Source organism: Cellulomonas sp. plas2, assembly GCF_057221735.1.
The window spans coordinates 1,831,489-1,844,172 of sequence record NZ_CM170155.1; the positions used below are offsets into that span (position 1 = coordinate 1,831,489).

At 76.1% G+C, this 12,684-nt stretch carries 12 protein-coding genes and 4 tRNA genes; 12 read left to right on the forward strand and 4 right to left on the reverse strand.

Annotated elements, in window-relative coordinates; genetic code table 11:
• Positions 1-170 precede the first annotated feature (170 nt).
• From AC2TDM_RS08155 to AC2TDM_RS08165, 3 genes are all read left to right on the forward strand, one after another.
• The gene (locus AC2TDM_RS08155) at positions 171-1,001 is read left to right on the forward strand and encodes a UbiA family prenyltransferase (RefSeq protein ID WP_484636418.1); all 831 of its coding nucleotides are present in this window, start codon (positions 171-173) and stop codon (positions 999-1,001) included.
• Complete coding sequence (locus AC2TDM_RS08160) at positions 998-2,431, forward strand: phytoene desaturase family protein (RefSeq protein WP_484636328.1); 1,434 nt, start codon at positions 998-1,000, stop codon at positions 2,429-2,431. The genes AC2TDM_RS08155 and AC2TDM_RS08160 overlap by 4 nt, the downstream gene beginning before the upstream one ends.
• A 113-nt stretch (positions 2,432-2,544) precedes the next feature.
• Positions 2,545-2,817, forward strand: a complete 273-nt coding sequence (locus tag AC2TDM_RS08165) for a hypothetical protein (protein ID WP_090030843.1) — start codon at positions 2,545-2,547, stop codon at positions 2,815-2,817.
• Positions 2,818-2,913: 96 nt separating this feature from the next.
• On the opposite strand, the gene AC2TDM_RS08170 is transcribed toward AC2TDM_RS08165, so the two are convergent.
• The 3 genes from AC2TDM_RS08170 to AC2TDM_RS08180 all read right to left on the reverse strand — a co-directional run bounded on the left by AC2TDM_RS08170 (position 2,914) and on the right by AC2TDM_RS08180 (position 3,206).
• Positions 2,914-2,988, reverse strand: a tRNA-Val gene (locus tag AC2TDM_RS08170).
• A 24-nt stretch (positions 2,989-3,012) separates the two neighbouring features.
• Positions 3,013-3,083 (reverse strand) — tRNA-Cys (locus AC2TDM_RS08175).
• A gap of 51 nt (positions 3,084-3,134) precedes the next feature.
• A tRNA-Gly gene (locus AC2TDM_RS08180) sits at positions 3,135-3,206 on the reverse strand.
• A gap of 132 nt (positions 3,207-3,338) precedes the next feature.
• Here AC2TDM_RS08180 and AC2TDM_RS08185 point away from each other — a divergent pair.
• Together AC2TDM_RS08185 and AC2TDM_RS08190 are read left to right on the forward strand one after the other, a co-directional pair.
• Entirely contained in the window at positions 3,339-4,514 is a 1,176-nt protein-coding gene (locus tag AC2TDM_RS08185) for a chorismate-binding protein (RefSeq protein ID WP_484636329.1), read from the forward strand.
• Entirely contained in the window at positions 4,511-5,380 is an 870-nt protein-coding gene (locus AC2TDM_RS08190) for an aminotransferase class IV (RefSeq protein WP_484636330.1), read from the forward strand. The genes AC2TDM_RS08185 and AC2TDM_RS08190 overlap by 4 nt, the downstream gene beginning before the upstream one ends.
• Before the next feature lie 65 nt (positions 5,381-5,445).
• On the opposite strand, the gene AC2TDM_RS08195 is transcribed toward AC2TDM_RS08190, so the two are convergent.
• Complete coding sequence (locus AC2TDM_RS08195) at positions 5,446-5,874, reverse strand: SsgA family sporulation/cell division regulator (protein ID WP_090030850.1); 429 nt, start codon at positions 5,872-5,874, stop codon at positions 5,446-5,448.
• A 363-nt stretch (positions 5,875-6,237) separates the two neighbouring features.
• On the opposite strand from AC2TDM_RS08195, the gene AC2TDM_RS08200 reads away from it, so the two are divergent.
• The 7 genes from AC2TDM_RS08200 (at position 6,238) to AC2TDM_RS08230 (ending at position 12,682) form a co-directional block, all read left to right on the forward strand.
• Positions 6,238-6,309 (forward strand) — tRNA-Val (locus AC2TDM_RS08200).
• A gap of 178 nt (positions 6,310-6,487) precedes the next feature.
• Complete coding sequence (gene thrS / locus AC2TDM_RS08205) at positions 6,488-8,500, forward strand: threonine--tRNA ligase (protein WP_484636331.1); 2,013 nt, start codon at positions 6,488-6,490, stop codon at positions 8,498-8,500.
• 64 nt (positions 8,501-8,564) lie between these two features.
• Positions 8,565-9,131 (forward strand): HIT family protein, encoded by a 567-nt coding sequence (locus AC2TDM_RS08210; protein ID WP_484636419.1) that lies wholly within the window; start codon positions 8,565-8,567, stop codon positions 9,129-9,131.
• A gap of 5 nt (positions 9,132-9,136) precedes the next feature.
• A complete protein-coding gene (pgsA, locus tag AC2TDM_RS08215) occupies positions 9,137-9,751 on the forward strand; it encodes a phosphatidylinositol phosphate synthase (protein WP_090030854.1) in 615 nt (204 codons plus the stop codon).
• Positions 9,748-10,743 carry a phosphatidylinositol mannoside acyltransferase gene (locus AC2TDM_RS08220; protein WP_239079033.1) on the forward strand — a complete coding sequence of 332 codons (996 nt, stop codon included), beginning with the start codon at positions 9,748-9,750 and terminating at the stop codon, positions 10,741-10,743. Before pgsA ends, AC2TDM_RS08220 begins: the two co-directional genes overlap by 4 nt.
• A 29-nt stretch (positions 10,744-10,772) precedes the next feature.
• Positions 10,773-11,990, forward strand: a complete 1,218-nt coding sequence (locus tag AC2TDM_RS08225; RefSeq protein ID WP_484636420.1) for a glycosyltransferase family 4 protein — start codon at positions 10,773-10,775, stop codon at positions 11,988-11,990.
• Entirely contained in the window at positions 11,987-12,682 is a 696-nt protein-coding gene (locus AC2TDM_RS08230; RefSeq protein WP_090030856.1) for a hypothetical protein, read from the forward strand. The genes AC2TDM_RS08225 and AC2TDM_RS08230 overlap by 4 nt, the downstream gene beginning before the upstream one ends.
• Positions 12,683-12,684: the final 2 nt, after the last annotated feature.

Here is a 12,684-nt window from a genome sequence, read left to right on the forward strand (position 1 = left end):
CTGCGGCGGGGGTCCGGCGGACCCCGTGACGACGACGATCTCGAGGAGCCACGGCATGCGACCGCGTCGTACGTGCCCGGTTCCCTCGTGCGGCGGGCACGGCGATCGCTGAGCGGGCCGGGCGCACCGCGGGCGCCACCGCCCGCGGGCCCGGGGCGGTCGTGGCCCGGCTGGTGCACATCTCGCGGCCGGTCCTCTGGATCAACACGATCGGCGGCGGCGTCGTCGGGATGTGGCTGACGGGCACGTTCCTGGACCTGCGGGCCGTGCCGGTGCTGCTGTGGCTCGCCCTGCCGTTCAACCTGCTCATCTACGGCGTCAACGACGTGTACGACCAGGAGACGGACGCGGCCAACCCGCGCAAGGGGTCGCTGGAGGGCGCGCGGATCGAGCCCTCGGAGGTGCGGCTCATCGCCTGGGGCGTGGCCGCGACGAACCTGCCGTTCCTCGCCTGGTTCGTGCTCGCGCTGCCCTGGCAGGCCACCGCGGTCGCCCTGCTCTACGCCGGCGTCTTCGTCTACTACTCCGCCGAGCCGCTGCGCTTCAAGGCCCGGCCGTTCCTCGACTCCCTCAGCAACGCGGCGTACGCCCTGCCGCTGGTCCTCGTCCCGGCGGCGCTCGACGAGACGCCCGTCTGGCCCGCGGCGCTCGGCCTCATGGCCTGGAGCGTGGCGAAGCACCCGTTCGACGCCGTGCAGGACATCGTCGAGGACCGTGAGGCCGGCATCACGACGACCGCGGTGCGCCTCGGCCCCCGCGGCACCGCGCTGTGGAGCGGCGCGTGGTGGACGCTGTCGTCGGTCCTGTTCGCCCTCGTCAGCGTGCCCGTGGCGGTGGTGAACCTCCTCATCGCCGGCACCCTCGTCGTGCGGCTGCTGCGGGACCCCACGCCCGCGACGGGGCACCGCCTGTACCCGGCGTCGGTGGCGTTCCCCTACGTCGCGGGGGCGTTCGCCGGCGTGCTGCTCACCGTCGCGATCTTCCTCGGGCGCTGGCCGTGAGCCGCGTCGTCGTCCTCGGCGGCGGGCTGGGCGGGCTCGCCGCCGCCGCCCTGCTGGGCCGGGCCGGCCACCGGGTCACGCTGCTCGAGGCCTCCGACGCGCTGGGCGGCAAGAGCCGCCGCCTCGAGCTGGGCGGCGCCCGCGTCGACACCGGCCCGTCGCTGGTGACGTTCCCCGCGGTGTGGGACGAGCTGCTGCGCCGGCTCGACGACGGCCACGGGTCCGCCGAGCGCGTCGGCGGGCTGGACCTCGTCCGCATGCCGGAGGTCGGCCGGTACCACCACCGGGGCGACGTGACGGACCTGCCCGTCGCACCCGACCACCCCTGGTACCCCGCGTGGCGCCGGTTCAGCGACCTGCACTCCCCGCTGGCCGATGACGTGTCGGCGCTCCTGCTCGCCGACCCGCTCGACCGGGCGTCGCTGCCGGCCCTGCGGCGCCTGCTCGACGTGTACGGCCGGCGCCTGACGACGGCCGCCTACCTCGACGGCCTGCCGTGGCTGCCCGCCGGGCTCCGCGACGTCCTCGCCATCCACACGCTCAACGCCGGCGTCTCCCCGGCCCGCACGCCCGCCCTCTACGCGAGCATGCCCGCGATCATGGCCGCGACGGGGGTCTGGGTGCCCCGCGGCGGGGTGCACGAGGTGGTGCTGGCGCTCGCGCGCCTGGCCGAGGCCGCCGGCGTGGAGGTCCGCCTGGGCGAGCCCGTCACCCGCGTCGAGCGCGGGCTGGTCACCACGGTGACGGCGCGGCACCGGGCCGACCTCGTCGTCAGCGGCCTCGACGCCGACCGGCTGGCGACGCTCACGGCCGGGGGGCCGCCGCTCGCCGTCCTCCGGCGCCCGCGGCGACGCCGTCGCCCGCTCTCGTGCTCCGCGGTCGCCGTCTACGGCGCGCTCCGCGAGGAGCTGCCGGCCGGGCTGCCCGCGCACAGCGTCGTCCTGCCCACGCGGCCGGAGGCGCTGTACCGCAGCCTCGAGGCGGGCGACGAGCCGGCCGACACCATGGTGTTCGTCAACCACTACCGCGCCGGCCAGGTGTACCCGAACCGGCGCAGCACCCTCGGCGTCCTGCTGACCGCGCCGGCCGACGGGGGCCGGTACACGATCGAGCACCCCTTCGTGCGCCGCGAGGTGGACCGGGTGTCCGCCGCCCTGGGGCTGTCGACCCCCCTCACCGACCACCTCGAGGACGCCGTCGTCCTCGACCCGCAGCACTACGGCGCCGCCGGCGAGCCCCACGGCGCGCTGTACGGCGCCGCGCGCCCGCCGTGGCAGAGCGGACCGTTCCACCGCCCCGCCTACCGCGACCCCCTGCGCCCCTGGCTCTGGCGCGTCGGCGCCTCGGTGCACCCGGGCGGCGGCATCCCGGCCGTCCTCGGCGGCGCGATGATCGCGGTCCGACGCCTGCTCCGCTCGGCCCCCGCCTGAGCCGCCCTCCCACGTCGGCAGCCCGTGCCCTCGACACGTCCCCCGTCACCCGGCACGCTGGGGACCGCACCGCGACAGCGGCCGCCTCCTGCAGACCGACGAGAGGCCTCACCATGACGAGCACGGAAGCAGCCACGATCGTGTCGGGGGTGCCGTACGGCATCACCGTCGTCGGAGGACGGGCGCCCACCGCGCTGACCGACTTCGTCGGCCCCGTGAGCATCGAGGTGAGGGGTGCGACGGGGAGCCACGAGGTGCACGGCACCGGGGTCGCCCACGACGGCGGCGTGGTCCGGCTCTACCAGAAGGACCACGCCGGCACCGGCAAGGACGTCCGGGTCTGGAGCATCTCGTCCGGTGCCGACGGCTTCGTCGCCGTCGGCTGAGACGGGGAGGGACGTCACGTCCCGTTCCCGCAGCGACCGGCACGACGACGCAGGCCCGACCGGAGCGATCCGGTCGGGCCTGCGTCGTCGTGCGGGTGGTGGGCGATACTGGGATCGAACCAGTGACCTCTTCCGTGTCAGGGAAGCGCGCTACCGCTGCGCCAATCGCCCGGGGGTGGTGCTCGTCGTGCTGCGAGGTGGAGACGGGATTCGAACCCGTGTAAACGGCTTTGCAGGCCGGTGCCTCGCCTCTCGGCCACTCCACCCTGAGACCGCAGTCCACAGCGACCCGCAGGGGTCGATGGGGAGAGCCTCCGAGCGGACGACGGGATTCGAACCCGCGACCCTCACCTTGGCAAGGTGATGCTCTACCACTGAGCCACGTCCGCACAGCACGTCCGCCGGTCTTCACCGGCTTGCCGTGTGCGGGGATGACTCTAACCGCATCGCGGGGTGGAGTCCAAACCCGCTCCGGGGCGGCCGCCGGCGCCGCCGGGCCACCTGCTCGGTACGGTCGGCGCATGGCCCACGCCCGCGTCGTCCCTGGTGCCGGCCCCGTCGCGGGCGCGCGGGCGGGCCGGCCGGGGGAGGGGGAGGCGTCCTTCGGCGGCCTCGTCGCCCGGCGTGTCGTGGAGCACGTCGACGTGACGGCGCGTCCCGAGGACCTGGTGATCCCGGGGGTCTGGGCTCTCGTCGGGACGTTCGAGGGCGCGGTGCACGCGTGGCGGTTCGACGAGGTCGTCGAGCGGTCGCCGGCCTCCGGCCCGTCGGCGGCCGCGCCGGGCGTGCGCCTGCCCTGGCGCGGTCCCGGGCCGGACGCGTGGACCTCCTCGCTCGACGAGACCGCGTACCGCCACGCCGTCGAGCGGGTGCGCCACCACGTCCGCACGGGCCGGGTCTACCAGGCCAACCTCTGCCGGGTCCTGCGGGCGCCCCTGCCGGCGCCGTACGAGGGCACCGCACCGGACGCCGCCGCCCTCGCGGGCGTGCTGGCCGCCGGCAACCCCGCCCCCTACGCCGGGTGGGTGCACGTCCCGCGGGCGGCGTGCGGCCCGGACGACCCCGGCGCCTGGGTCGTGACCGCGTCGCCGGAGCTGTTCCTGCGCGTCGAGGGCGACGGCGTCACCTCCGCGCCCATCAAGGGCACGGCCGCGACCGCCGCCGGCCTGAGCGACAAGGACCGCGCCGAGAACGTCATGATCACCGACCTCGTCCGCAACGACCTGCAGCGGGTCTGCCGACCAGGGACGGTCGCGGTCGACGGCCTCCTGCGCGTCGAGCGGCACCCGGGCCTGGTGCACCTCGTGTCGACGGTGACGGGCCGGCTCGACCCGGCGCTCACGGCCGCCGGCCGCCTCTGGGGACCGCTGCTGGCGGCGGCCTACCCCCCGGGCTCGGTCTCCGGCGCACCCAAGCGCAGCGCGCTGGACGTCATCGCCGAGCTCGAACCCGTGCCGCGCGGCCCGTACTGCGGCGCGGTGGGCTGGGTGCGGGTGGGGGAGGACGGCGCGGTCCGCGCCGAGCTCGCCGTGGGCATCCGGACGTTCTGGTGGACGCCCGACGACGGCGGCACCCTCCGCTTCGGCACGGGCGCGGGCATCACCTGGGGGAGCGACCCGGCCGCCGAGTGGGCCGAGACCGAGCTCAAGGCGGCCCGGCTGGTCGCGCTGGCCTCCGGTGCCAGGATGGCCCTGTGAGCGTCGTCGTGTGGTCCGCCGGCCGGCTCGTCGACCCGGCGGCGCCGCTGCTCACGCCCGTCGACCACGGAGTGACGGTGGGCGACGGCGTGTTCGAGACGTGCGCGGTGCGCCACGGGCAGGTCTTCGCGCTCACGCGGCACCTGCGGCGGCTCGCGCTCTCGGCGGCGGGCCTCGGCCTGCCCGTGCCCGACGAGGCGGAGGTGCGGGCCGGCGTGGCCGCCGTCCTCGCGGCGGCGCCCGACGCCGGGCGGCTGCGCATCACCGTGACGGCCGGACCCTCGCCGCTGGGGCCGGCGCGTGCCCCCGACGACGAGATCGCGCCGACGCTGCTCGTCGCCGCCGCCCCTGCCGGGCACGGCGGGGCCACGACCGCCCGCGCGGTGACCGTCCCGTGGGTGCGCAACGAGCGCAGCTCCATCGCCGGCCTGAAGACCACGTCCTACGCGGAGCAGGTGGCGATCCTGCGGCACGCGCGGGCCGAGGGCGCCGACGAGGCGCTCGTCGCCAACACGGTGGGCGACCTGTGCGAGGGCGCGGCGTCGAACGTCTTCGTCGCGCGGGGCGGGGAGGTCCTCACGCCGCCGCTGAGCAGCGGGTGCCTCGCGGGCGTCACGCGCGACCTCGTGCTCGAGTGGTCGGCGGACGCGGGGCTGCCGGTGCGGGCGGCGGCGCCGGGGGAGCTGCGGTACGACGCGGTGGTCCACGAGGTGCTGACGGGGACGGCGGCGCTGGCGCTGTCGGGGTCGGTCCGCGGCCTGACGCCGGTCGTGGAGCTCGACGGCACGCCCGTCGAGCCCGGGGACGCCTTCGAGGCCGTGCGCGCGCTGTACGTGCGCCGGTCGGCGGAGGACCTGGACCCGTAGGCGGCGTCGTGCTGCCGCGCCGGGGACGCCCGGGCGGGCGGGCGGGAGCGGCCGGGGCGCGTCCGTCAGGCGGTGAGCAGCGCCGCGATGAGGGCGGAGATCTCCGACTCCATGCGCTCGCCCTCGCGGCCGAGCGGGACGAGCCGCTCCGTGGCGTCGAGGAACCGCAGGATGGGCTCCGTGGGGGCGGCCAGGAGGGCGCTGCCCTCGACGCCGCTGAGCGAGACGAGCGTGAACTCCGGGTCCTCGTCGCGCCAGACCTGGACGTCGCCGTTGCCGGCGGGGGCCTCGGCGGAGGCGTGGACGCCCTGCGCGAGCAGCTCGCGGCCCAGGAGCCACGTCGACATGGAGGCGGCGCCGGTGAAGACGGCGCGGACGGTGTACGGGTCGGAGGCGCGGAACGACAGCTCCGTCGCCACCGGCACCACGCTCGCGTCGGACCCGATGAGCTGCATCGCGACCACCTCGACGACGTCGAACGCCGGGTTCGTCATCGCGGTCCTCCTGTCTCGCACGGGCTCTGGAGTGCCCATCATGGCAGCCGGGGGGTCCCGGCGTCCGTGTGACCTGCCCCCGTTCACCCGGTAGGACCTGTCGAGGACCTGTCGGGGTGGTCTGCGCCACCGGGGGGTGACGCCCGCGTGACGCGGAGGGGCGGACGGGCGGTGTGGCCGCCCGTCGCACCCATCGGGTGGGCCGGGACGGGACTGAGGTGTCCCGGGCGGTGCGCCGGGTGTCGTCGGGCGGTGCGGGCGGGGGGTGGGCCGGGCGTCGGCGGGCGGCTTAGGAGTTCGCCCGGATGTCGGCTAGAGTTCCGGACCGACGCACCCCGCGGGGGCGTCCCGGGTCCCGGGTCCGGGCGATTGGCTCAGTGGTAGAGCGCCTCGTTCACACCGAGGAGGTCACTGGTTCGAACCCAGTATCGCCCACCGCACCGGCGCAGGGCCGGCACCGTCACGGTGCCGGCCCTCCGTCGTTCTCCGGCGCGTGACCGGGTGCGCGGCCGGGCGCACACGGGTGTGTGCGTGTGCCGACCGGGTGAGGCCCCGCCGGTAGCATCGGGGCCGGTCCGCCGCCCGGGTGGACCGCGCAGAGGAGGCAGCACCGGTGCCCGAGCCCATCACCCTCACCGTCGACGGCACGGCCACCACGGTGGAGCCGGGGACGACGGGCACCGACCTGTTCGGGTCGCGCAAGGACGTCGTCGTCGTCCGCGTCGACGGGGAGCTGCGCGACCTGCACCGCGAGCTGCCGGCGGGTGCCGTCGTCGAGGCCGTCACCATCGGGTCCCCCGAAGGTCTCGAGGTGCTACGCCACTCCGCCGCGCACGTGCTCGCCCAGGCCGTGCAGGAGGTGAACCCGGCGGCGCGCCTCGGCATCGGCCCGCCCATCACCGACGGCTTCTACTACGACTTCGACGTCGAGACCCCCTTCACGCCGGAGGACCTGCGCGCCCTGGAGAAGGTCATGGCGCGCATCGTCAAGGAGGGCCAGACCTTCCGCCGCGTCGACGTCACGGAGGACGAGGCGCGCGCGCTGGAGAAGGAGGAGCCCTACAAGCTCGAGCTCATCGGCCTCAAGGGCGCGGCGGGCGACGAGGACGGCGCGTCGGTGGAGGTCGGCCTCGGCGGGCTGACCGTCTACCAGAACGTCCGCGGGGCCGGCCGCGAGAGCGAGCAGGTCGTCTGGCAGGACCTGTGCCGCGGGCCGCACGTGCCCAGCACCCGGGTCCTGGGCAACGGCTTCCAGCTCACCCGCTCGGCCGCGGCGTACTGGCGGGGCAGCGAGAAGAACCCGCAGCTCCAGCGCGTCTACGGCACCGCCTGGCCGACGAAGGACGAGCTCAAGGCCCACCTCGACCGGCTGGCCGAGGCCGAGCGCCGCGACCACCGCCGGCTGGGCACCGAGCTCGACCTGTTCTCCTTCCCCGACGAGATCGGCTCCGGCCTCGCGGTCTTCCACCCGCGCGGCGGGATCGTGCGCATGGAGATGGAGGAGTACTCCCGGCGCCGGCACGTCCAGGCGGGCTACTCCTTCGTCAACACCCCGCACATCACGAAGGAGCACCTGTTCCAGGTGTCGGGGCACCTCGACTGGTACGCCGAGGGCATGTACCCGCCCATGAAGCTCGACGAGGAGCGCGACGCCGACGGCACCGTGCGCAAGCAGGGGCAGAACTACTACCTCAAGCCCATGAACTGCCCCATGCACAACCTCGTCTTCGCCGCGCGGGGGCGCTCGTACCGCGAGCTGCCGCTGCGGCTGTTCGAGTTCGGGACGGTGTACCGGTACGAGAAGTCGGGCGTCGTGCACGGCATGACCCGCGCGCGCGGCTTCACCCAGGACGACGCGCACATCTACTGCACCCGCGAGCAGATGGCCGGTGAGCTCACGAGCCTGCTGACCTTCGTCCTCGACCTGCTCAAGGACTACGGCCTCGAGGACTTCTACCTCGAGCTGTCCACCCGCAACCCCGAGAAGTCGGTGGGGTCCGACGAGGCGTGGGAGGAGGCGACGGAGACGCTGCGCTCCGTCGCGGAGGCGTCGGGCCTGCAGCTCGTGCCGGACCCCGGCGGCGCCGCGTTCTACGGCCCGAAGATCTCCGTGCAGGCCAAGGACGCCATCGGCCGGACCTGGCAGATGTCGACGATCCAGCTCGACTTCAACCTGCCCGAGCGGTTCGAGCTCGAGTACACCGCCCCCGACGGCACCCGGCAGCGGCCCGTCATGATCCACCGCGCGCTGTTCGGCTCCATCGAGCGGTTCTTCGCCGTGCTGACCGAGCACTACGCCGGCGCGTTCCCCGCCTGGCTCGCGCCGGTCCAGGTGCTGGCCATCCCCGTCGCGGAGCCCTTCGAGGGCTACCTCGCGGAGCTCGTCGAGCGCCTGCGCGCCGAGGGGATCCGCGCCGAGGTCGACCGCTCGGACGACCGGTTCGGCAAGAAGATCCGCAACGCCGCCAAGGAGAAGGTGCCGTTCGTGCTCATCGCCGGCGGCGAGGACGTCGAGGCCGGCGCCGTGTCGTTCCGCTTCCGGGACGGGCGCCAGGAGAACGGCGTGCCCGTCGACGAGGCGGTCGCGCGCGTGCTGGCCGCCGTGCGGGACCGGGTCCAGGTCTGACGTGACGGGGACGGGCGCGCAGGGGGCGGCGGACGGAGAGACGGACGGACGGGCGGGCGGACAGGTGGACGGGGACGGCGGCGACGTCGTCGTCGAGCGGCCGGAGGACCGGCCCGGCGTGCCCGACGGGTTCGGCCGGCTCTGGGTGCCGCACCGGATGGCCTACATCGGCGGGGAGGGCAAGCCCGAGGACGACGCCGCCGGCTCCGGCTGCCCGTTCTGCCGGGTGCCGAGCCTGCCCGACGAGGAGGGGCTCGTCGTCGCGCGGGGCGAGGTCGCGTTCGTCGTCCTCAACCTCTACCCGTACAACAGCGGTCACCTGCTCGTCTGCCCCGACCGGCATGTCGCCGACTACACCGACCTGACGCCGGAGGAGATCGACGAGGTGGCCCGGCTGACCCAGACGGCGATGCGAGTCGTGCGCGCGGTGTCGCACCCGGCCGGCTTCAACCTCGGCATGAACCAGGGCGACGTCGCGGGCGCCGGCATCGCCGCGCACCTGCACCAGCACGTCGTGCCGCGCTGGGCCGGGGACGCGAACTTCCTGCCCATCGTCGGCCGCAGCCGCGCCCTGCCCGAGCTGCTCGCCGACACCCGCGACCGGCTCGCCGCCGCCTGGCCCCGGGGCTGACCGCCGTGCTCGACCGTCTGCGCGGCCTCATGACCGCGCTGTTCACGCCGCTGGCCCGCACGCTGCTCCGCGCGGGCGTGTCGCCGGACGCCGTCACCGTGACCGGCACGCTGGTCGTCGTCGTCACCGCGCTCGTCGCGTTCCCCACCGGCCATCTCCTGCTCGGGGCCGTCGTCATCGGCGTCTTCGTCCTCACCGACTCCCTCGACGGGGTGATGGCGCGCCTGCAGGGCCGCTCCGGACCCTGGGGGGCGTTCCTCGACTCGACGCTCGACCGGTTCGGCGACGGCGCCATCTTCGCCGGGCTGCTGCTGTGGGCCCTGGGCCGCGACGACGACGCCACCGCCGTGGCGGCCCTCGCGTGCCTCGTGCTCGGCTCGGTCGTGCCCTACGCGCGGGCGCGCGCCGAGGGCCTGGGCATGACGGCGGCCGTCGGCATCGCCGAGCGGGCGGACCGGCTCCTGGTGACGCTGCTGGCCACGGCCCTGGTCGGGCTCGGGCTGCCGCACGCGGTGCTGACGGTCGTGCTCGCCCTGCTCGCGGTGGCCTCGGCCGTGACCGTCGGCCAGCGCATGGCGACCGTGCGCCGGCAGGCCGTCGGGACGGCGGGGCGGCGGTGAGCCGGCCGCGGCTGCCCGTCGGTCGCGCGTTCGCGCTCGCGTGGCGGTGGGCGGGCCGCGTGCCGGGACCGGTGCTGCGCGGGGTGTGCGCGCTCGTCGCCGACGTCACCTGGCTGCGCCACGGCGCCGGGGTGCGGCGGCTGGAGGCCAACCTCGCGCGGGTGCGGCCCGACCTGGACGGGCCCGCGGTCCGGCGGCTGAGCCGGCGCGGCATGCGGTCCTACCTGCGCTACTACGGGGAGGCCTTCGCGGTCGCCGCCTGGCCGGCCGACGTCCTCGCCGCGCGCGTCCGCGCGGAGGGGCGCGAGCACCTCCAGCGCCACCTCGACGCCGGCCGGTCCCCGGTCCTGGCGCTGGGGCACATGGGCAACTGGGACCTCGCGGGCGCGTGGGCCACGACGCACCTGGCGCCGGTGACGACCGTCGCGGAGCGGCTGGAGCCCGAGGAGGTCTTCACCGAGTTCCTGCGCTTCCGCGAGGGCCTCGGCATGCAGATCCTGCCGCTGACGGGCGGGGAGGACGTCTTCCGCGGGCTGGTGCGGGCGGTGCGGTCACCGGGCCGGGTGGTGCCGCTCCTCGCCGACCGGGACCTCACCGCGCGGGGCGTCGAGGTGCGGCTCGCCGGCCGGCCCGCCCGGGTCGCGGCCGGCCCGGCCGCGCTGGCGCTCGGCACGGGCGCGCCCCTGCACGCGGTGGTGCTGCACTACGAGCGGCTGCACGGCGCGCGCCGCCGCGCCGCCCGGTCGCCGTGGGGTCTCGTCGTCCGGTTCTCCCCGGAGCTGCCGGTGCCGACCGGGATGCCCCGCGCGGCCGCCGTCGCCGTGCTCACGCAGACCTGGGTCGACGTGCTCGAGGCGGGCGTGCGGGAGCACCCCGAGGACTGGCACATGCTGCAGCGGGTCTTCGTCGAGGACCTCGACCCCGCGCGCGACGCGGCGGTCCGCGCGACGACGGTACCGACGCCGGCGCCGACGACGGCGGTCGGGCCGTGAGCGTCGCGGACCGGGCGCCGGTGCGGCCGTTGCGCGTCGGGATCGTCTGCCCGTACTCCTTCGACGTGCCCGGGGGGGTCCAGTTCCACGTCCGCGACCTGGCGGAGGCCCTGCTCGCGCGCGGCCACGAGGTGTCGGTGCTGGCGCCCGCCGACGAGGACACCCCCGTCCCGCCCTGGATGGTGGCGGCCGGGCGCGCGGTCCCGGTCCGGTACAACGGGTCGGTCGCGCGCCTCACGTTCGGCCCCGTGACCGCGGCCCGCGTCCGCCGATGGGTGGGGTCGGGGGAGTTCGACGTGCTGCACCTGCACGAGCCCGTGACCCCGAGCCTGTCGCTGCTGGCGCTGTGGATCGCGGACGGGCCCGTCGTGGCGACGTTCCACACCGCGCTGCAGCGGTCCCGGTCGCTGCAGATGGCCTACCCGCTCGTGCGCCAGTCGCTGGAGAAGATCTCGGCCCGCGTCGCCGTGTCCGAGGACGCGCGGCGCACCCTCGTCGAGCACCTGGGCGGCGACGCGGTCGTCATCCCCAACGGCGTCTGGACGGGCACCTTCGCCGCCGCGCGGCCCGACCCGCGCTGGACCGGCACGCCCGAGCGGCCCACGGTGGCGTTCCTCGGCCGGCTCGACGAGCCCCGCAAGGGCCTGGGCGTGCTCCTCGCGGCGGTGCCGCGCGTGCTCGCGGCGCACCCCGGCGCGCGGTTCCTCGTCGCCGGCCGGGGGGAGACGGACGCCGACGACGTCCGGGAGCTGCTCGGCGACGCGGCGGCTGCGGTCGAGCTGCTCGGCGGCGTCAGCGACGAGGAGAAGGCGGCCCTCCTGTCCTCCGTCGACGTGTACTGCGCGCCGCAGACGGGCGGGGAGAGCTTCGGCATCGTCCTCGTCGAGGCGATGGCCGCGGGGGCGACGGTCGTCGCCAGCGACCTCGGCGCCTTCTCGCGCGTGCTCGACGACGGTGCCGCCGGGGTCCTGTTCCGCACGGGCGACGCCGACGACCTCGGGGCGACGCTCGTGCGGGTGCTCGGGGACCCGGCGCTGCGGGACCGCGTCCGCGAGGCCGCGGACCGGACGGTGCCGCGCTACGACTGGTCCGTGGTGACCGACCGGGTCCTGGCGGTGTACGAGATGGTCGTCGAGGGCCGGGACGCACCCGTGGGGGAGGACCCGGCCTCACTGCGGGGGGCGCGCCTGCGCCGGCTCACCCGCACCTGGGGCGAGGAGCGCGTGCGGCTGCGGGGTGACGCGTGACGACGGACGTGGGCGTGATCGTCCTCGGGGTGGGCGCCCTGCTGGTGTGGGTCGTGTGGGTCGCCGCGTCGCGGCTCGACCGGCTCCACCGCAAGGTCGGCGCCTCGCGCGCGGTGCTGGACACCCAGCTCGTCCGGCGCGCCACGGCCGCCGCCGAGCTGGCGACGTCCGGGCTGCTCGACCCGGTGAGCTCGGTGCTCGTCGGCGAGGCGGCGCTGGCGGCGCTGGCCTGCGGCGGGACCGACGCCGAGACGGAGGTCGTGCTACCGGAGGAGCTGCGTGCGCTGCTGGTCGAGGCCGGTACCCCGCCGCCGGCCGGTCCCCGGCCGCTGCGGCCGACGAGCGGCGCGCCGCGCCTCCCGCTGCGCGAGGAGCGCGCCCGGGAGCGCGCCCGCGCCGAGAGCGAGCTGACGAACACGCTGCGCACCGTGCTCGACGAGCCCGAGGAGGTCGCCGCGCTGCGGGCGGAGCCCGGCGGGGACGAGCTGCTCGACGACCTCGCGGCCGCCTGGTACCGGGTGCAGCTCGCGCGGCGGTTCCACAACGAGGCCGTCGCGCAGACGCAGCGGCTGCGGCGCGGCGTGCTCGTGCGGGCGCTGCGCCTGGCCGGGCACGCGCCGATGCCCCGGACGCTGGAGCTCGACGACTCCTGGCCGGCGGCCTTCGCCGACCCGTCGCCGGCGGCGCGCTGACG